The 19,332-nt window shown below is 68.2% G+C and carries 16 protein-coding genes and 1 pseudogene; 10 read left to right on the top strand and 7 right to left on the bottom strand.

The window, feature by feature from the left end:
• Positions 1 to 84 precede the first annotated feature (84 nt).
• Both NCO8_RS27570 and NCO8_RS27565 read right to left on the bottom strand, forming a co-directional pair.
• A complete protein-coding gene (locus NCO8_RS27570) occupies positions 85 to 876 on the bottom strand; it encodes a TIGR03084 family metal-binding protein (protein WP_067643935.1) in 792 nt (263 codons plus the stop codon).
• 102 nt (positions 877 to 978) lie between these two features.
• Positions 979 to 2,334 carry a DUF445 domain-containing protein gene (locus NCO8_RS27565; RefSeq protein WP_067643933.1) on the bottom strand — a complete coding sequence of 452 codons (1,356 nt, stop codon included), beginning with the start codon at positions 2,332 to 2,334 and terminating at the stop codon, positions 979 to 981.
• Between the two features lie 206 nt (positions 2,335 to 2,540).
• Here NCO8_RS27565 and NCO8_RS27560 point away from each other — a divergent pair, with 206 nt between their 5' ends.
• Together NCO8_RS27560 and NCO8_RS27555 are read left to right on the top strand one after the other, a co-directional pair.
• On the top strand, positions 2,541 to 3,407 hold the full coding sequence (locus NCO8_RS27560; RefSeq protein ID WP_067643930.1) for a 3-hydroxyacyl-CoA dehydrogenase family protein: 867 nt from the start codon (positions 2,541 to 2,543) through the stop codon (positions 3,405 to 3,407).
• Between the two features lie 3 nt (positions 3,408 to 3,410).
• Complete coding sequence (locus NCO8_RS27555) at positions 3,411 to 4,298, top strand: hypothetical protein (RefSeq protein WP_067643927.1); 888 nt, start codon at positions 3,411 to 3,413, stop codon at positions 4,296 to 4,298.
• On the opposite strand, the gene NCO8_RS27550 is transcribed toward NCO8_RS27555, so the two are convergent.
• On the bottom strand, positions 4,284 to 4,796 hold the full coding sequence (locus tag NCO8_RS27550) for a YceI family protein (RefSeq protein ID WP_067643924.1): 513 nt from the start codon (positions 4,794 to 4,796) through the stop codon (positions 4,284 to 4,286). The genes NCO8_RS27555 and NCO8_RS27550 overlap by 15 nt on opposite strands.
• A complete protein-coding gene (locus NCO8_RS27545; protein WP_067643921.1) occupies positions 4,793 to 5,128 on the bottom strand; it encodes a hypothetical protein in 336 nt (111 codons plus the stop codon). Before NCO8_RS27545 ends, NCO8_RS27550 begins: the two co-directional genes overlap by 4 nt.
• 121 nt (positions 5,129 to 5,249) lie before the next feature.
• On the opposite strand from NCO8_RS27545, the gene NCO8_RS32810 reads away from it, so the two are divergent.
• Entirely contained in the window at positions 5,250 to 8,318 is a 3,069-nt protein-coding gene (locus tag NCO8_RS32810) for a helix-turn-helix transcriptional regulator (protein ID WP_067643919.1), read from the top strand.
• A 37-nt stretch (positions 8,319 to 8,355) separates the two neighbouring features.
• Complete coding sequence (locus NCO8_RS27535; protein ID WP_067643916.1) at positions 8,356 to 10,074, top strand: serine/threonine-protein kinase; 1,719 nt, start codon at positions 8,356 to 8,358, stop codon at positions 10,072 to 10,074.
• Between the two features lie 301 nt (positions 10,075 to 10,375).
• Here NCO8_RS27535 and NCO8_RS27530 read toward each other — a convergent pair whose 3' ends face one another.
• Positions 10,376 to 10,996 carry a TetR/AcrR family transcriptional regulator gene (locus NCO8_RS27530; RefSeq protein ID WP_067643913.1) on the bottom strand — a complete coding sequence of 207 codons (621 nt, stop codon included), beginning with the start codon at positions 10,994 to 10,996 and terminating at the stop codon, positions 10,376 to 10,378.
• 92 nt (positions 10,997 to 11,088) lie between these two features.
• Here NCO8_RS27530 and NCO8_RS27525 point away from each other — a divergent pair, with 92 nt between their 5' ends.
• From NCO8_RS27525 to lon, 4 genes are all read left to right on the top strand, one after another.
• Positions 11,089 to 11,865, top strand: coding sequence for an Rv1157c family protein (locus NCO8_RS27525; protein WP_067497329.1), 777 nt, complete (start codon positions 11,089 to 11,091; stop codon positions 11,863 to 11,865).
• Positions 11,866 to 11,894: 29 nt separating this feature from the next.
• Entirely contained in the window at positions 11,895 to 12,065 is a 171-nt protein-coding gene (locus NCO8_RS30915; RefSeq protein ID WP_084457534.1) for a DUF2613 domain-containing protein, read from the top strand.
• Positions 12,062 to 13,123 (top strand): cell envelope lipid trafficking protein PgfA, encoded by a 1,062-nt coding sequence (gene pgfA, locus NCO8_RS27520; protein WP_067643910.1) that lies wholly within the window; start codon positions 12,062 to 12,064, stop codon positions 13,121 to 13,123. The genes NCO8_RS30915 and pgfA overlap by 4 nt, the downstream gene beginning before the upstream one ends.
• 168 nt (positions 13,124 to 13,291) lie before the next feature.
• Positions 13,292 to 15,772 (top strand): endopeptidase La, encoded by a 2,481-nt coding sequence (gene lon / locus NCO8_RS27515; RefSeq protein ID WP_067643907.1) that lies wholly within the window; start codon positions 13,292 to 13,294, stop codon positions 15,770 to 15,772.
• Between the two features lie 177 nt (positions 15,773 to 15,949).
• On the opposite strand, the pseudogene NCO8_RS27510 reads toward lon, so the two are convergent.
• Positions 15,950 to 16,378, bottom strand: a pseudogene (locus NCO8_RS27510) (PaaI family thioesterase); the annotation flags it as partial.
• Positions 16,379 to 16,414: 36 nt separating this feature from the next.
• Positions 16,415 to 16,978 (bottom strand): TetR/AcrR family transcriptional regulator, encoded by a 564-nt coding sequence (locus NCO8_RS27505; protein ID WP_067643901.1) that lies wholly within the window; start codon positions 16,976 to 16,978, stop codon positions 16,415 to 16,417.
• 77 nt (positions 16,979 to 17,055) lie between these two features.
• On the opposite strand from NCO8_RS27505, the gene NCO8_RS27500 reads away from it, so the two are divergent.
• Both NCO8_RS27500 and NCO8_RS27495 read left to right on the top strand, forming a co-directional pair.
• Positions 17,056 to 18,129, top strand: coding sequence for a DNA polymerase IV (locus tag NCO8_RS27500; protein ID WP_067643898.1), 1,074 nt, complete (start codon positions 17,056 to 17,058; stop codon positions 18,127 to 18,129).
• 142 nt (positions 18,130 to 18,271) lie between these two features.
• Positions 18,272 to 19,267: an acrylyl-CoA reductase family protein gene (locus NCO8_RS27495; RefSeq protein ID WP_067643895.1), complete on the top strand. Its 996-nt coding sequence runs from the start codon at positions 18,272 to 18,274 to the stop codon at positions 19,265 to 19,267.
• The last annotated feature ends 65 nt before the right edge of the window (positions 19,268 to 19,332 follow it).

Raw genomic sequence — 19,332 nt, 5'->3', positions numbered from 1 at the left:
ACGACTGCCACGGGCCTACCCCGGCCAACGTCGTCCGGGGCAGTCAGGAATGGCGCTCACGGACGACGCTCGCCTGTACCCGCCTCAGCTGAACTGATTGGGTTCCCGGCCCGGGCCAGGAGGACCCGCGAAGGCCTGGGCGATGGTGAGCCAGTGGTCGGCGTCGGGACCCTCGGTGGTGAGGGCGGTGTCTTCGCGGTGGCGGCGCTGGGTGGCTACCAGGCAGAAGTCGAGGGCTGGGCCCGATACTTTTTGTTTCGCGTCTTCGGGGCCCCAGGTCCAGAGGGTGCCGTCGGGGGCGGTGAGTTCTACGCGGAATTCTTCGGCCGGGCCGGATTCGCCGTGGACGGTGTAGGCGTAGTTCCTGGCTCGCACGCTGATATGGGCGACGGTGCGCAGGCGGTCGGTGGGGTTTCGGGTGACGCCGAGTGCGTCGGCCACATCCTGACCGTGGGCCCAGGTTTCCATGATGCGGGCCGAGATCATCGAGGCGGCGCTCATGGGCGGGCCGAACCAGGGCAGTTTGGTGCCGGGCGGGACGGCGGCCAGGGCGGCGATGAGCTGTTCGCGGCCCGCTCGCCAGCGGGGCAACAGGTCGGCGGGCGGAGTCTTCGCCAGTTCCTCGGCGGCCTCGTCGACGAAGGTGAACATCTTCGCGGCGGCCTCGGTGAGCAGCTCGGTGAACGCCGCGTTGTCGGTGGCGGCCAGGACGGAAACCTCGTCGGTCCAGGTCAGGTGGGCGATCTGGGTGGCGATGTCCCAGCCGGGAGCCGGTGTGGGGGTCTGCCACTGTTCGGGGGCGAGTGGGGCGACGAGTTTCTCCAGGTCCGCGCATTCGGCGGCGAAATCGTCGAGCAGCGCTGCGAGGTCAGCCATGTGGTTCCTTGGGGCGAAGCGTCGCGCCACCGGTCGGGTGCGCCGTCGTCACCAGAATCGCAGCGCCACCCGGAAAATGCAAGCACGCGTGCTTGTTATTGCCTACCAGCCGAAGATGAGCAGGTGAATCGCGCCGACGGCGATCCCGAGCGCCCCACCGTGCAGGTACAGCAACCAGGCGTCCTGCTCCACCGACGCGTAGAACATCTCCATGAACTCGCCGGGCGTGAGCGTGCGCAACTTGCGGGCCGCGAAGTCGTCGATCTTCTTGGCCTGCTCGCGCACGAACTGCTCGTCCTCGACCATGCCCGGCGCCATACTCAGCCCGGCCCCCGCACCCGAGACGGCGAGGTTCTCGAACTGCTTCTTACCCATCGCCGCGCGCACCATGAACGCGGTCGGCCCCAGCTGACGGTGGATCTCCTCCGACACCACCCGCTCGATGAGCTGGCGCGTCTTGTCCCCGTTGGGTCCCTCGAGCAACTCGTTGGACAGGTTTTCCACCGTGAGCACCTGATAGGCCAGGATGTGGGCCAGGTCGGTCGCGGCCTGCGGCTGGCGCTTGGCCAGCAACGCCTGGCGCCACAGGTACTTGTAGCGAGGCTGCGGGTCGCCCGGCTCGAACACCATCTTGATGGCGATGACGTTCACCGTCACGCCGATCATCGCCGAGGCGAACAGCACGATCACCCAGGCCGGAATGGCGCCCCAATACGGGATCTGCGAGTGCACGTGCAGGTACAGCGCCAGGATCAGGCCGAAGGGCGCACCGAGCAGACCGATGCGTGCCATGAACTTCAGTTCGGGCGCGGCGATGGTCGTGGTGAGGTCCTTGAGGATCTGCGGGTTCTTCTCCAGGTACCGGATCACGAAGTTCTTCACGTCCAGCAACTGATCGATATTGTCGCCGAGGCTCTCGAACGCGCGCCGCGACAAGGTCGGCAGCTGCCGGTCCACCCGCTGGTAGACCGCCTGCTTCATCTGCCGGGGCAGCGAGCGCCACAGGTCGGGATTCTCCCGGTACATGATCTCGTCGACGATCGACTGCACCTGCGGACGGGCATGTTCGGCCAGGTAGTCCCCGATGCCGTCGAGGTCGAGTTCGTGGATGAAGTCGCGCGGGCTGCCGATGCGCATCAGCGCCTTGTCCACGCAGATGCTCGCCATCTTCTCGGCGCGTGCGGGAATGAAGCCCTGGAAACCGAGCATCCGCCCATCGCCGGAGAACGTCGGAAGCACCTGCACCCGGCGGGGCAGGTACGGGTAGAGGATGTGCAGCATCGGCACCCGGAAACCCTTGAAATGCAAGGGCCAGAACAGCATCAGCACGCCGGTCCAGTTGGTGAGCCAGCCGGCCAGGGCGCTGAAGATCGGGAAGCTCACGAGATCGACGACGAATTTCGACTGGCCGGTGAGCTCTTCCCAATCGATGAAGAGTCCGGAGGCCAGTGTGGTCATCGAGGAGCCCCCTAGAGCTGACGCGCGAATTTCGTGAAGAACGTGAGGATAAGGCAACCACATTCTGACCGGTCATGACGGGGTGTCAACGAACTGAACACCCCCCGTCAGCGGCGCAGCAACCATTCGGCAGCCGGTTGGCGATAGGCTTGATCCGCGCTTGACGACGAGTTGTTCCCACCACCACCTGTGTAGAGGGAGTCACCGTGAGTGTTCCGCAGGATCATCTGAATCGTCCGGTCGCCGTGATCGGCGCGGGCACGCTCGGCAGGCGGATCGCCCTGATGTTCGCCACCCGGGGCGGCAAGGTCCACATCGTCGACCCGACCGCGCAGGCCGGTGCCGAGGCGGTGGATTACGTGCGCGAACAATTGCCCACCGTCGCCGCGTCGGTGCCGAGCGGGTCGCCGGGTTCGGTGGAGTTCATCCAGGACCAGGCGAGTGCGGTGCGCGGCGCCTGGCTGGTCGTCGAGGCCGTGCCCGAGATCCTCGACCTGAAGAAGAAGGTGTTCGCCCAGCTCGACACGCAGGCCGACGCCGACGCGATCGTCGCCTCGAACTCGTCGTCGTACGCCAGCCGGTTGTTCACCGAGGACTGCGAGACCCGCGACCGCATGCTGAACACGCACTTCTACATGCCGCCCGCGTCCACGGCGCTCGATGTGATGTCGAACGGGCACACCTCGCAAGAGGTGCTCGATTTCGTGCTGCGCACTTTCCCCGAATACGGTCTGCACCCGTTCCTGTGCCGCAAGGAGAGCACCGGTTTCATCTTCAATCGCATCTGGGCCGCGATCAAACGCGAAGCACTCGAGGTGGTCGCCGAGGGCGTCTCGGTGCCCGAGGACATCGATCAGATGTTCGTCCTGAATTTCGGGACCAAGGCGGGACCGTTCCGGATGATGGATCAGGTCGGACTCGATGTGGTGCTCGATATCGAGGAGCATTATCAGAAGGAGAACCCGAATCTGCCCGAGGGCCCGATCACGGTGCTGCGCAAGTATGTCGACGCGGGCAAGCTCGGCGTGAAATCCGGGGCGGGTTTCTACGACGACTACCCGAAGCAGGGCTGAGCGGTGACCGAGTTGCTGGCCCTCGATCTCGCCGCCGGTGCGATCCTCGCCGTCTCACTCGACGGCAGCGAGGTCCGCACGCTGGTAAGCGGGCTCGATCAGACACCGGACGGCATCGTCGTCGACCAGCTGCGCGGCCACATCTACTGGACCAACATGGGCCGCCCCGATCCCGGCGGTCGGCCGGGGATCGAACCGGAGTTCTTCTCCCGCAACGGTTCTCTCGAACGGGTCGACCTCGACGGCGGCAATCGCACGACCGTCCTCGCGCCCGGGTCGTTCACCACGGGCAAACAGCTCACCGCCGATTTCGAAGCGGGCCGGTTGTATTGGTGTGACCGCGAAGGCATGTCGGTACTCACCTGCGACCTGAACGGTGACGACCTGCGACCACTCGTCGTCGCGGGCAATGACGCACAGCTGCAGACCAATTGGTGCGTAGGTATTTGTCTCGACACCGATCGCCGCCTCGTCTACTGGTCGCAGAAAGGCTCTCCCGACGCGGGCGAGGGCCGGATCTTTCGCGCCCCGATCGACCTGCCCGCCGGCATGGACCCGGCCGCCCGCACCGATATCGAGATGCTGTGGGCGGGATTGCCGGAGCCGATCGATCTGGAACTGCGCGGCACCCACACGCTGATGTGGACCGATCGCGGCGCCGAACCCGACGGCAACTCGCTCAACGAGGCTGCCGTCCAACCCGACGTGGGCCGGCCGAAGATCTTGTCGCGCGGGTATCGCGAGGCCATCGGGTTGGCCGGGTTCGACGCCCACTTCTATGTGAGCGACCTCGGCGGCTCGATCCGCCTGGTCGACCTGAGCGCGGGCACCGACACCGAACTGGTCCGTATCGGTAACCCGCTCACCGGTCTCGCCCTAGCCGACCTGTAGCGCGGGGCGCAACACCACCCGGACGGTGATGTCGATCCACCGCCCGATCAGCAGCGACGGTGCGCGCAGACCGAGCTGGGTGCGGTCGAGGACCGTCGAGGCGGTGACGGTGACAGTCGTGTCGGTGACGTCGAAGGCGTCGACGGTGAAGATCAGCGGCACGGTCCGTCCGCGCGCCGAGGCGACCCCGGCGACGCGCCACCGGCCGTCCTCGGCGGTGATGTCCTCGGCGGTGAATGTCATCCGTGGATGACGGTCCAGGTCGAGCAGGCGTGGTTTGCGCAGGTCGCGGTCGCGCCGGGCGTGGCCGGTGTCGATCGCGGCGAGGTCGATCACGCCGGTGGCGCTGACCGGTCGGCCGTCCGGCGCCAGCGTGAGCAGGCCTGCCATCACCGGCGCCTCGCCACGGACGTGGCGGCCGAAATGGCCCACTTGGAAGGCGGCGGTGCTGTGTTCGGTATCGGCCACCCAGTCGGTGGCCGTCATGATCGGGTTCATGACCGTGCTCCTTCGGCGTAGATGGTCGCCCGGTCGCGGTGCACGTGGACCGGGTAGATCTCCACCCGGTCGGGGCCGGGCAGCAGGGCCGGATCCTCACCCGGCAGCAGGTCGGTGGCGAGGATGGCCGCGCGCACGGCGTGGATGGCGGCCTCGGTTTCGGCGATGCCGATCACCAGCCCCGATCCGTCGTCGCGGCGCAATTCGTAGAAGTCGAGCAGGCCGGGCACGGTGGCGACGGCGGGCTGGATGCGGTGGGTGGCGGCGAAGTCGGCGGCCGCCAGTTCGGCGGCGCCGCGCGGGCGGTCGAACCAGACGAGGTGTGCGTACATGATGTGCTCCTGACCTGCGATGACGTGGTGATCTCAGGATCGCCGCGGGCGGGCTCGCGCGGATCAGTGCCGGTACGTATTCGCGGTACTGAACTTCGCCCGATGCGCGGATACTGGGACGATGCAGACTCCGGTCGTCGGGCGGCACGAGGAGCTCGCCCGGTTGCGGGCCGCGGTGCTGGCCGCGCAGTCGGGTTCGGGTCGTTTCGTGCTGGTGAGCGGGCCCGCCGGGATCGGCAAATCGTGGCTGGCCGACCGGGCGGCCGAGCTCGCCGCGGAAGTGGATATGCCGGTGGCGCGCGGCAATGCCGTCGACGACGCGGGTATGCCGCCGTTGTGGTTGTGGCGGCGCGCGGCCCGTTCCGTGCCCGGTCTGGCCGCCGCGCTGGACACGGTCGCCGAGCCGGGCGCCGCGGCCGAACGCCGGTTCCGGATGTTCGCCGAGGTCGCCGACGTCCTCACCGCCGCGTCCTCGGGCCCCGGTCGGCTGCTGATCCTCGAGGACCTGCACTGGGCCGACCCCACCTCGCTCGCCCTGCTCGGCCACGTCGCCGCCCAGACCGAGCGCACCGGACTGCTCATCGTCGCCACCGCCCGCGAACCCGCGGGCGACAACCTCCTCGCCGTCCAGCCCGACTGGCTACGCCTCCCGCACGCCCACTTCCTCCCCGTCCCAGCCCTTTCCGAGCCCGAGGTCCGCTACTGGCTCGAATGCCACCACCTCCCTGCGGAATACGCACCCCGCGTCCACGCCCGCACCGACGGAAACCCTCTCCTGGTCCGCCTGGTCATCGACTCCGACCCCGCCCGCTCCGGCGACCCCTTGATCGAGGTCCCCGGCTTCCGCCGCCTCGTCCTCACCCGCCTCGACCACCTCTCCCCCGAACAGATCGACATCCTCGGCACCGCGGCCGTCCTCGGTGAACGGATAGACGTGGAGCTCCTTGTCCGCGTGTACGAGTCGATTTGCACGCAGTCGGCACCGCGAGACCGGCTGGATCAGGGCACGAGCGTCGAACAGGACGCCCTGTCTGCCGGCCTGCGCACGAATCGCGGTGCTGCTGGTGGTCGAAACCAACCGGAGGTGGAGGGCGCGCGGGAGCGGGTGCTTCGGGCGCTCGACGCGGCGACGGCGGCGGGAATCGTGCGCCGTTTCGCCGAGGGGGCGAACGGGTTCGCGCACGCGTTGATCCGGGATGCGGTGTATGCCGATCTGACGCCGTCGCGCCGGGCGGTGCTGCATCGGGCGGCGGCGGTCACCTTGGCCGAGAGCTGCGGGGACGGGCTTGCGGGACTGATCGCGACGCATTGGCGGCAGGCGAGTGGGTGCGGGGAGTCTTCGTCGTGCCTGTACTGGTCGCGGGTGGCGGCGCGGTCCGCTCGTGCGGCGGCAGCATATGCGGAGGCGATTCGGTTCGGGCAGTGGGCCATCGACGCGGCGGGGTCGGCTGCCGAGGAGCGGGCCGAGTTGCTGATCGACCTCGCGCGCGATGAGTTCGCGGACGGACGGATTGCCGACAGCCTCGAGCATTGCGTGCGGGCGAGCGACCTGGCCGAGCAGGTGGGCCGCCCCGATCTGCTCGCCGAAGCGGGTCTCGTCGTCCACGGCGTCACGACGCCGACCGTCATGACACAGCTGGATCACCTGTGTAGCAGAGCTTTACAGCAGTTGGATCCCGCCGAGCACGCCGACCTGATCGCCCGGATTCTTGCCCAACGGGCCCTGTCGGCAGCCGATCGCGGTGCGGGTGCCGAGGCCAGACGTCTGTCGGAGCAGGCGATGCGCGCCGCCGAGGGTTCCACCGATCCCGATGTCGCGCTCGATGTCATCCATGCTCGCCACCTCTCGCTGGCCACCACCGAATACCTCGACGAGAGAACGGCACTGGCCGCGCGCGCGATCGAGATCGCCGTCGATGCCGAACAACCACTGGCACAACTCTGGGGATATGTGTGGACAGCCGACGCCGCCCTGCAACGCGGTGACCTCCCCGCCTTCGACAATGCCCTCGACCACATCGAACTCCTGGCCGACCGCCGCAAACTACCGGTGGCCCGCTGGCACCTGCTGCGCTTGCGCGCCACCCGCGCGGCCCTGGTCGGCGAACTCGACGCGGCGCTCGAATTCGACGCCGCCGCCTATGAATTGGCCCTCGGCATCGGCGACTATTCCCTCGCCGGGCTGCACCACGCCTTCCGGGGAATGCACGCGGTGATCGTCGGCCACGTCGACCGCACCGCCATGAACGAAGCCGTCGCCGCGCTGGCCTTCGCCCCGAAAATACCCATCGCACAACTGTTCTCCCCGATGATGCACGCCCTGGCAGGCGACCTCGACGAGGCACGCGCCCTGTTCGAACCGTTCCGCTCGCTCCCCGACACCCTCGAGATCGGTCCACGCTGGAACGGAACGGTGTACTCGGTCGGCCTGGTAGCCGAACTGCTCGGCGACGCCGACACCGCCGACCGGGTCTACCGTGTCCTGGCAGGCCGCGAGCACAACTACGCCGCCGACGGCACGGGCGCCCTGATCTGCGTCGGCTCCCTGGCCCGCGTCCGTGCCGACAACGCCAGAGTGGCAGGCCACCTGAACGCCGCCATCGACCTCTACCGCCTCGGCCTCACCATGGACACCGAAATCGGCGCCCACCCCTTCATCGCCCTCGGCCACCTCGGCCTGGCCCGCACCCACCTGGCCCGCGCCACCCGCACCGCCACCAGTGTTCCCGACGACGCCGACCCTCATGCCGGGTGCGCCACCGGCCTGCGTGCCGATCCCACCGCCGCCTCCTCCGCCGACCTGAACGGTGGTGGCCGGACCGCCGGCCCGCGTGCCGCCCACACCAGCCCCGGCGCGGACCGCATCACCGACCTCTCCTCGGGTCGCGCCGCCGCCGAACAGGCCGCCACCGCATTCCGCCGTCTCCACATGCCCCACCGCCTGCGGCAAGCCGACGAACTGCTCGCCGCGATCACCACCGCTACCCGCACCGCCGACCCCCTGACCGCCCGCGAACGGGAGGTACACGACCTCGTCGCGGCGGGCGCGACCAACCGCGAGATCGCCCATCGCCTGGTGCTTTCCGAGCGGACCGTCGAAACGCACGTCCGACATATCCTCGCCAAACTCGGCATCACCACCCGCACCGAGATCCCTCGCCGCCCCGCCGAGCGCCCGCATTCCGGATAACCTCGCGAGGTAGTTCGTTCGAAGGGGACCTCACGCGATGCAGCCGTTGAACGCCGACGACCCGCGCCGGATCGGGGACTACCGGCTACTCGGTGTCCTCGGCGCGGGCGGTATGGGCAAGGTGTATCTGGGCCGTAATTCCGGTGGTCGCACGGTGGCGGTGAAGGTGATCCGGCCGGATCTGCTCGGCGATCCGGAACTGCGCGCGAGGTTCCGCCGGGAGGTCGCGGCCGCCCGCCGCGTGGCAGGCGCTTTCACCGCACCCGTCCTCGACGCCGAAGTCGACGCTCACCCGCCGTGGCTGGCAACCGGTTACGTGGCCGGTATCTCCCTGTCGGACGCCGTCACCGAGTACGGCCCTTTCCCCGAGCGATCCCTGCTCGCCCTCGCGCACGGCCTGGCCGAGGCGCTGGTCGCGGTGCATTCGGTCGGCATCGTGCATCGCGACCTGAAACCGTCGAACGTGCTGCTCGCCGTCGACGGCCCCAAGGTGATCGACTTCGGTATCGCCCGCGCCACGGAGGACACGGCGCTCACCACCACCGGAAGAGTCATCGGCTCACCGGGTTTCATGTGTCCCGAACAGATCACCGGCGAACCGCTCGGTCCCGCCTGCGACGTCTTCGCCCTCGGCGGCGTCCTGACCTTCGCCGCCTGCGGGCACGGCCCGTTCGGCACGGCCGACATGGTGCAACTGCTCTACCGCATCGTCTACGAGCAGCCGAGCCTCGACGCCGTGCCACCGAACTTCCGGCCGCTGATCGAGGCGTGCCTGGCCAAGAACCCCGCCGACCGCCCGACTCCACAACAGGCGCTTGCCGAGTTGAGGAAGATCGGCACCCCCGACGGCGCAGGCTGGCTCCCACCGCTGGTCATGCAGGACGTGAGTATGCGCGCGGTGCGACTGCTCGACCTCGACACCGACCCGGGCACTCGCCCGACGGCCGTCCCCCCGAGCCACCGCACGGACCCGACTGCCCTCGCGGGCATCACCCCGCCCGGCCGCCCGCACACCATGTCGTACCCGCCCCCGGTCGCGCGGACAACGACACAAGGCGGCCCCACCCAGCCGCCGGGCGGCCACGGCTCGCCCTCAGGTGTCCACGCCCAGCCCCCGGGCGGGCACACCTTCCCACCGGGCGGCCATACCTCGCCACCGGGCGGCCATACCAGACCACCAGGCGGGCACACCTCGGCGCCGCATGGGCATGCCCCGTCACCGAGGAACGCCCCTCATCGCGCCCGAACCCGCACTCTTCTGATCGCGGCCGTCTCCGTGACAGCGGTCGTCGCCGCCGTCATGGCCTCGCTGATCGGCATCCGGCTCGGCGACCAATCGGGCACCGCCACGCTGACGATTCCGCCGGGCATGCCCCCGACCGGCACCGAGACCAGCACCCAATCGGTATCGACCGTCCCGGATTCCTTCATCGGCACCTGGACCGGCCAGGCCGCCGACGGCCTCGTCACCTTCGACATCGTGCTGACCATCGGTCCGGGCGAGGTCGGCCAGGAGCTGGCCACGGCGTCCAATACCGGCCAGATCTCGCAGACGCGCTGCGAACGGGCCGAGACGCTCACCCAGGCGACCGCCGACCGCCTCGTCTTCCGCGCCCGCCTCACGGGCGATACCCACGGCGACTGCGTCGACGAGGGCAACACCTCCACCGTCACCCGCCAGTCGGACGGCACCCTCCGATACAGCACGCCGGGAGTGTTCGGCGGTTCCATCGCGGGCACCCTGCACAAGAAGTAGGTAGAACAGGTTGCTGTTCAATTGCCCGAACTCCGCCGAACGCGCCCCTAATCGGGCGACTGACCAGTAACCTGAGGCCCTGTCGGACGTCCTCGAATGGCCGATTTCGCGATAGTGACAATCTACAAACGCACAGGTGATACCCGTCTCAGAAATTCTGCCGTTGCGACCTGAGTCACTCCTGTGCCAGACTCTCGTCCCACACTGTGAAGCCGTTCGGTCTCACAATGTCCGGAAAGGGAGTTGATTGAGTAGGCGGCAGGCGCACGTATTTGCCACCCTCTCGTCGGCTGCGCGCGAATCAATCGAAATCGACAAGTGCCAAGGCGGCACCGGTCAGCAGATCCACCAGTTCGCTGACCGGCGGCCGGGACTCACGCAACAGCCACTCGTGCGCGACTCCCGTCACCGCACCCGTGAGCAGGGCGGTGGTGAGTTCGGCGTCGCCACGCAGGCGCACGCCGATGTCCACCAGTGCCGAACCGATCAGCACCGACCACGCGTGCCTGCGCGAGCGGCGGTGATTCTCCATCCGGTCACTCACCCCGACCACCTCGATGAGCGCGACCTGGGCCCGGTACGGGTCCGAGCCGAGCGATTCGAGGTACGCGCGGAACCCCGCGTGCAGCGCGAGCTCGGGGTCGGTGGGCGTGGTGAGTTCGGCGAGCGCGGCGGCGACGGCCGCGGCGGCGTCGTCCTGGATGCGGTCGTAGGCCGCGACCAGCACGTCTTCGCGGGTCTCGAACTCCTCGTAGAACTGCCGCTTGGACAGCCCGGCGGCCGCGCACACCTCGGCAAGCGAGCACGTGGCGTACCCGCGTTCGGCGAAGATTCGCGTCGCTGCTTCCAGGAATCGCTGTCGGCGCTCGGCTTTACGCGCGACGACCGTACGACCCCCATACCGTCTGTCCGCTGTAGTCACCTCTCCAAAGTATCTGAAACTCCGGATAACACAGACATTCCTGTGAATTCCGGGTCGCTCCATTTATCCACCGAACGAAGGACGGCCGACCAGTGCTGAGCACCCGAGGATCGCGGACCGCAGTGTCTGCTTTCGTACTAGCGGCGAGTGCTGTACTCGTGGCGCCCACGCCAACCCTGGCCGCACCGCAGCACGCGGCGCAGCAGAGCGTTCCCGCCATCGCGGAGAACGTGCCCTCCGAGACGCTGGCAGCGCTGGCACCGACGATCGTAGGCGCCATCTCCGGCCCCGGCCTCATCGCCGACGGCGGACAGGCCGCGATCCTGGCCCAGGCGCGCCTGCTGCTGGCGACCCCCGGCATCCCCGCGCAGGTCAAGTCGACCCTCGAGCGGATCATCAAGTTCCTCGACGGCAGCGGCGGTGGCGGCCCCGAGCTGCCGCCCGCGGACGGCCCGCGCATCGCACAGTTCCTGTACCCGACCATCGGCAAGGGCTGCATCGGCCCCACCTCCGACTCGGTCGGTACCGCGCTCGCGGTCCCGGGCCCGGCCGAACTGCCCCCGCCCGGACCGGGTGCGGGCCAGACCGGCTTCGTGTTCACCGCGCTCGGCACCAAAACGCCCACGGTCGAGCAGAACCCGCCGATGACCGTGCAGTGGGTCAACCTGGACAACCGCCGCACCGGCACCCAGGTGCTCACCAACGCGGCGGGCATCAACCCCGACGGCCCCGCCACCCTCTCGGCCATCGCCGACACCGGCGCGGGACGGGTCGTCGCGGTCGTCACCGGCTCGCTCACCACCGAAACCGCCGACGGTAACCGGACCTGCTCGTTCGCCCCGACCATCGGGTTCTTCTCCGTCGCCTGAACCGGCACAACGCAATTGGAGTTCGATCTATGAAGTTTGCCGTCCCCGGCCTGATCAGCGGGCTGGCCGGCGCGATCCTCGGGGTGATTGCCGTATTGGGCATCACCGCTGGCGCGCAACAGAATTCGATTCCCGAGCCGGAGACGACCGGTGACCCGGGTTCGTCGCTGCTCGGCAACGTCACGTACGGCAGCCGATGAGCAACGTGCGCAGGATCATCGCCTGCATCCTCGTCGGTCTCGGTGCGCTGCTGCTCGCGTGCGCCGCCATGATTCCCACCTACACCGTCGGCAAGGTGGCCAAGACGCCACTGGACCTGCGGATCACCACCATCGCCAAGAGCGTTCCCGGCGAGGAAAGCCTCGTGCTCGACGCGAAGTCGCTCACCTCGCCCGAGGGTGCGGCGACGGTGCACACCAATGTGCCGCTCTTCTCGCAGCGCTTCCTGACGGTCGAGGAGCCCTCGGACGCCGACCAGATGACCGTCCAGGCCGGTCAGACGCTGCGTCGCGACGACCTCGATCCGCAAGCCGGCCTGCTCACCGCCTCGGTCGACCGCGTCACCATCGACCGCGTCACCGGCGAGCCGATCGACGCCTCGCCCAACGGGTCGATCGCCGTGGCTCAGGACCCCAAGTCGGGCGGCGACATTCCCACCGAGTTGCAGCGTCGTGGCCTGCAGTACCGCTTCCCGATCGGCACCGAGAAGAAGTCGTACCCGTACTTCGACCTCAACGCCCGCGCCACCTACGACATCGATTTCGTCGAGGAGTCGGAGATCAAGGGCGTGCCGGTTTACCACTTCCGGCAGACCATCCCGGTGACGAACATGTGGGACGTCGTCAAGCACCCCTCGTATCAGCTTGCCCTGCCCGCCGCCAAGTGGGGCCTCGAGGGCACCGAGCCGGTCACCATGACCCGCTACTACACCAACACCCGCGACGTGTGGGTGGAGCCGAGGACCGGCGCCGTTCTCAAGGGCGGTGAGAGCATCCACATGTTCTACGGCCGCAGCGCGGACAAGGTCGACGTCACCGTGCTGAAGTCGCACCTGGTCTTCGACGAGGAGACCATCGACGCCCAGCTCGCCGTCACCCAGGAGAGCCTCGACAAGCTCGACCTCTTCGGCAAGACCCTGCCGGTGATCCTCGGCATCCTCGGCGCGATCTTCGTGATCGCGGGCATCGTCCTCGGTGTGCTGAGCAGCCGTGGCCGCACCATTGATCCTCCGACCGAAAGGCTCCGGCGCAACCTCTAGAACCCTCGAAACACCATCAACGCACGAACGCCCTCGGCTCCCACCTACCCCTCGGGAGCCGGGGGCGTTCGGCGTTTCGTTCGCCGTGAGTGAACGGTTGCCGGGGTCGGAACAAAGTGCGATCTTCTGTAGTTGAGTCAGCAAAGCTCAACTTTTGGAAGGGTCGATATGACTACAGCTCAGAACCTGCCGGTGCTGTTCCTGACCGATCCGATCGTGCTGCCGGGCATGGTCGTGCCCATCGAACTGGACGAGTCCGCGCAGGCCGCCATCGACGCCGCGCAGGCAGGCAAGACCGGCGCCGTGCTCGTGGCGCCGCGCCTGGACGAGGGCTACGCCTCTTACGGCGTGGTCGCCACCATCGAACAGATCGGCCGGATGCGCGGTGGCGCGCCCGCGGCCGTGCTCAAGGCCGAGCGCCGGGCGCGGATCGGGCACGGGGTCACCGGGCCGGGTGCTGCGCTGTGGGTCGAGGCCGAACCCGTCGAGGCGCCCGCGCCCGACGAGCGGACCACCGAACTCGCCGCCGAGTACCGCAAGCTGGTGATCGCCGTCCTGCAGCGCCGTGAGGCCTGGCAGATCATCGACATCGTCAACCAGCTCGACAACCCCGAAACCATCTCCGACACAGCCGGTTACGCGCCCTACCTGTCCAACGAGCAGAAGCGCGAACTGCTCGAGACCCCCGATGTCGCGCAGCGGCTGACCAAGCAGATCGAGTGGATCAAGGCGCATATCGCCGAGGTCGAGGTCACCGAGAAGATCAGCGAAGAAGTGCGCGACGGAATGGAGAAGAGCCAGCGCGAATTCCTGCTTCGCCAGCAGCTCAACGCCATTCGCAAGGAACTCGGCGAGGACGAACCCGACGGCGCCGACGACTACCGCACCCGCGTGGAGAACGCCGACCTGCCCGAGAACGTGCGCGCCGAGGCGCTGCGCGAGGTCGGCAGGCTGGAACGCGCCAGCGACCAGAGCCCCGAGTCGGGCTGGATCCGCACCTGGCTCGACACCGTCCTCGACCTCCCGTGGACGGTGAAAACGGAAGACAACACCGATGTTTCGGGTGCCCGCGCCATCCTCGACGCCGATCACCACGGGCTCGACGAGGTGAAGGACCGCATGGTCGAGTACCTCGCGGTGCGTTCGCGTCGCGCGTCGCGTGGGCTCGAGGTGGTCGGCGGCCGCGGCTCGGGTGCGGTGATGGTGCTTGTCGGCCCGCCCGGTGTCGGTAAGACCTCGCTGGGTGAGTCGGTCGCGAAGGCGTTGGGCCGCAAGTTCGTTCGCGTCGCTCTCGGTGGTGTGCGCGACGAGGCCGAGATCCGTGGCCACCGGCGCACCTACGTCGGTGCCATGCCGGGCCGCATCGTGCGCGCGGTGAAGGAGGCGGGGTCGATGAATCCCGTTGTCCTGCTGGACGAGATCGACAAGGTCGGTTCCGACTTCCGCGGTGATCCGGCGGCGGCGCTGCTCGAGGTGCTCGACCCCGCGCAGAACCACACCTTCCGCGATCACTACCTCGACCTGGACCTGGACCTGTCCAACGTGCTGTTCATCGCGACCGCCAACGTCATGGACACCATCCCCGGCCCGCTGCTCGACCGCATGGAACTCATCACGGTCGACGGCTACACCGAGGCCGACAAGGTGGCCATCGCGCGCGACTTCCTCGTCCCGAGGCAGTTGGAGCGCAACGCGCTGACGGCGCAGGAGGTCTCGATCACCGAAGCGGCGCTGCGGGAGGTCGCGGCGAACTACACCCGGGAGGCCGGGGTTCGCCAGATGGAGCGTTTGGTCGCGAAAGCCTTGCGCAAGGCGGCAACTCGCCTGGTGACCGGTGATGCGGAGCCGAGTAGTGGAGCGTCCACGGACAAGGCGCAGGTCAGCGCTGCGACGGGCGGCGAGGCGACGCTCGGGTACGACCCCGAACTCGGCTACGACAATGTCATCGACATCAGCACCGGTCCGCAGCCGGCAGGCCAGGTGCAGAGCCTGGTGATCGATGTGGACAACTTGACCGACTACCTCGGCCGCCCCCGCTTCACCCCGGACTCGGTGGAACGCACCGCCGTCCCCGGTGTGGCGACGGGCCTCGCGGTGACCGGCGCCGGTGGCGATGTCCTCTACATCGAGGCCAATGCCGCCGAGGGCGAGCGTTCGCTCACCCTCACCGGCCAGCTGGGTGACGTGATGAAGGAGTCGGCGCAGATCGCCCTCACCTACGTGCGTTCGCACCTGGAGGAGATCGGGATCGAGCCGAAGGTGCTCGACCGCAACATCCACATCCACTTCCCGGCGGGCGCGGTCCCCAAGGACGGTCCGTCGGCGGGTGTCACCATGGTCACCGCCCTGGTGTCGTTGGCGCTGGATCGTCAGGTGCGTGCCGATGTGGGTATGACCGGCGAGGTCACCCTCAACGGCCGGGTCCTGCCGATCGGCGGCGTGAAGCAGAAGCTGCTCGCCGCGCAGCGAGCCGGCCTGAAGACGGTCTTCATCCCGGCTCGCAACGAACCGGACCTGGACGAGGTGCCCGCCGAGGTGCTCGAGGCCCTGGACGTGCGCCCCGTCGCCGACGTGGCCGACATCCTGGCCTACGCCATCGAGCCCATCGCCGAACCGGCCGCCGACGGTACGTTCGCCGTCAGCGCCTGATCGAAAAAGGGGGCCCTGCATTCGTGCACGGCCCCCTTTTCGTGCGCCGGGCTACCGGCTGACGGTCGGCGGTAGCTCGGCCATGTCGGCGGTGACGACGGTGAGCTGGTCGGTCTCGTACTCGTCCTCGTCGTCCTCGAATTCGGTGTCCTCGTCCGTTTCGGCCGTGGGGGTCAGGTCCTTCTCGACGCGGCGGGTCGTGCCCTGGGCCACGGCGCAGTGGATCGGCTCCTCGCCCTCGGTCTCGGCGTAGACGTCGCAGTGCGTGACGGCCTGGCGGCGGGTGGCGCCGAGCACGGTGGCGTGCACGCGCAGGCGCTCCCCCTTGGCCGGGCGCAGGTAGGTGATGGTGAAGCCGCCGGTGAGGACATTGGGGCCGAGTACGGTTCCGGCGGCGAAGGTGAGTGCGTTGTCGGCGGCGTAGGCGAGCACCCCACCGTGCACGAAGCCGAACTGCTGGCCGTGCTCGGGCTGGATCTCGATCACCAATGTGGCTGCGCCGTCGCCGAATTCGGTCAGTTCGGTACCGACGAGACGAGCGAAGGGTTGCGCGGCGAGTACCTGCCGGGCCAGGTCGAGGTCGAGGGAGGTGGCTTCGGTCGGCATCGGGTGTTCCGTTCTTCGAGTGGCGGTGCTCGGTGACTATTCGGCGCCCTCGACCCGCAGGGTCGCCCAGGCGGCTGCGGCGAGTTCGGGAGCGACATCGGTTGGCGCGGTACGGATATTGCCACCAAGCCATTGGCGGCTGTATTCCTGTGCCGCCCCGAGCCACAGGGCGTAGACGAGGTCGAGTTCGAGGTCGCGCACCGTGCCGTACGCGACATGGGTCCGCCACCAGCGGCGGACCGAGGTGAAGAACTCCAGATTGCGCTCGCTCTCGCGCACACCCGGGGGGCGTGCGGCGGTGAGAACGGTTGCGCGGTACTGGTTTTCCTGCACCCAGCGCAGATGCGCGTGCACGCCCGCGACGACGCCGGTCCCGGCGTCGGCACAGTCGGCGACGGCGTCGTAGAAGTGCTGTTGATAGTCGGTGAGCGCGTTGACCCAAACCTGCCGGTACAGGTCGGCCTTGTCGGGGAAGTGGTGGTAGAGCGCGCCGACGCTGGCTTCGGCGGCGGCGCGGATGTCGTTGAGCGTGGCATCGAGGACACCGTGTTCGGCGAACTGCCGCTCCGCGGCGAGCAGCAACCGATCTCGGATCTTCATGACCAGAATTTAGTTCTGTTTTGCGCCGTGCGCAAGAGGTGGGCTCCCTCGCGGCGGTGATGCGATAGAACGGAACAGTGCCCCAGTGGCTCCTGCATGTCGATCTCGACCAGTTCCAGGCGGCGGTGGAATTCCGGCGCCGTCCCGAGCTGCGCGGACAGCCCGTCATCGTGGGCGGTGAGGGCGACCCTTCCCAGCCCCGCAAGGTCGTGACCTGCGCTTCCTATCCGGCCAGGGCCTTCGGCGTGCGCGCGGGGATGCCGCTGAAAGCCGCGCAGCGCAAATGTCCCGAAGGCGTGTTCCTGCCGCTGGACATGGCGACCTACGAGGCCGCCTCCGAGGAGATCATGGCCACGCTCGCCCGGGTGGCCGGTGCGGTGGAGGTGTGGGGCATGGACGAGGCCTTCGTCGCCACCGACGGTGACCCCTGGCAGCTCGCCGCCGAAATCCGGAGTGCTGTCACCGAACTAGACCTGACCTGCTCTGTCGGCATCGGGGACAACAAGCTCACCGCCAAATTGGCCACCGGCTTCGCCAAATCCACCGGCAAGACGTCCGCCGAACCCGAACACGACCCAGGTGCCGCCGGGGGTATTTTCCAGCTCACCGCCGCCAACTGGGCCGAACTCATGGGCCACCGCCCCACCGATGCGCTCTGGGGTGTCGGGGCGCGCATCGCCAAACGCCTGGCCGAACTCGACATCGCCACCGTCGCCGACCTCATGGCCGCCGACCGCCAACGCCTCGCCGCCGAGTTCGGCCCCAACACCGGCCCGTACCTGTGGGTCCTCGGCCACGGCAAGGGCGACACCGAACTGACCACCACCCCGCGAATCCCGGTCGGCCGCAGTAAGTCCGAGACCTTCCCGCACGACCTCACCGACCCCGACGAGATCCGGCGCGAGGTCGCACGCATCGCCACCGAGGTCGCCGAGGAAATGCGCGAATACCGCCGGATCAGCAGGCGGGTATCGGTCACCGTCCGCACCAAAACCTTCTACACCCGCAGCAAGCAGCAGAAACTCCCCTCCCCCACCGACGACATCACCACCATCACCGACACCGCCCTGGCGATCATCGACCGCTTCGAGCTCGACCGCCCCGTCCGCCTCCTCGGCGTCCGCCTGGAACTCCTCCCACTGGACGAGTGATCACCACGCTCTCCCGGCGGCAACGGCCGAGAAGCTCACGCCACCAGCGCGTGGTGATCACGCGTCCAGGTCGGGATGGGTGAGCACATGCCGGAGGATTCGATTCGTCGCTGAGCGGCTCGGTGACTCGTATGCTCGGCTCATGAACTTCTCCGCGATGGTGGCCCGTGAGTCGGATGGTGGGATCGTGCTCGGTCGGGAGGAGGTAGGGGACGACTTCCTCGGCACCGGCGATGTGACGATCAAGATCCACTACTCGAGTGCGAACTACAAAGACCTGCTGGCGATCACGCCGCGCGGTGGGGTCGTCCGCAACTACCCGATCGTCCCCGGCATCGACCTCACCGGCGAGGTGACCGCCTCGGAGTCCGAGGACTTCACCGTCGGTGACCAGGTGATCGCGCACGGCTACGACCTCGGCGTCTCCCGCAACGGCGGCTTCGCCGAATACACCAGGGTGCCCGCCGAATGGGTGGTGAAGCTCGACGGCCTCGACACCCGCGACGCCGCGACCATCGGCACCGCGGGCTTCACCGCCGCGATGAGCGTGCAGGCCCTGCTCGACCACGGCCTCACCCCGGACGACGGCGCGGTGCTCGTCACCGGCGCCACCGGTGGCGTCGGCACCGTCGCCATCGACATTCTGTCCGGCCTCGGCTTCGAGGTGATCGCCTCCACCGGCAAGACCGATGCGGGCGATCTGCTTGCCGAACTCGGCGCCAACGAGGTGATCGGTCGTCTTCCCCTCGATCCTGAGGCCAAGCCGCGGCCGCTGAACAAGGCGAACTGGGCAGGTGCGGTCGACAGCGTCGGTGGCAAGTCCCTCGCGTTCGTCCTGAGCTCCATCGGTTATGGCGGCGCGGTCGCGGCCAGTGGTCTCACCGGTGGCTCGGACCTGCCCGCCACGGTGCTGCCGTTCATCCTGCGTGGGGTGAGTCTGCTGGGTATCGACTCGGTGTTCCTGCCTATCGAGAAGCGGCGGGCTCTTTGGGCAGCGCTCGGTAAAGAGCTTCGGCCTCAGCATCTTTCATCGCTGGAGTCGTTTGCTCCGATCAGCGAAGTGGGTAACGTCCTGCAGTCGATCAAGGAGGGTACGCACTCCGGTCGCACGGTGATCGGGGTCGCAGGGGAGTTCTGAGATCGGGGGGCGCTAGTTGGGACGCGGCACTGCCTTGGTGTTTTGTGCACCATGGAGGTATTGGG

Source organism: Nocardia coubleae NBRC 108252, from assembly GCF_001612805.1.
Lineage (GTDB): Bacteria > Actinomycetota > Actinomycetes > Mycobacteriales > Mycobacteriaceae > Nocardia > Nocardia coubleae.
The sequence above is the reverse complement of the archived record's forward strand: the minus strand, read 5'-3'. Positions and strand labels throughout refer to the sequence as shown.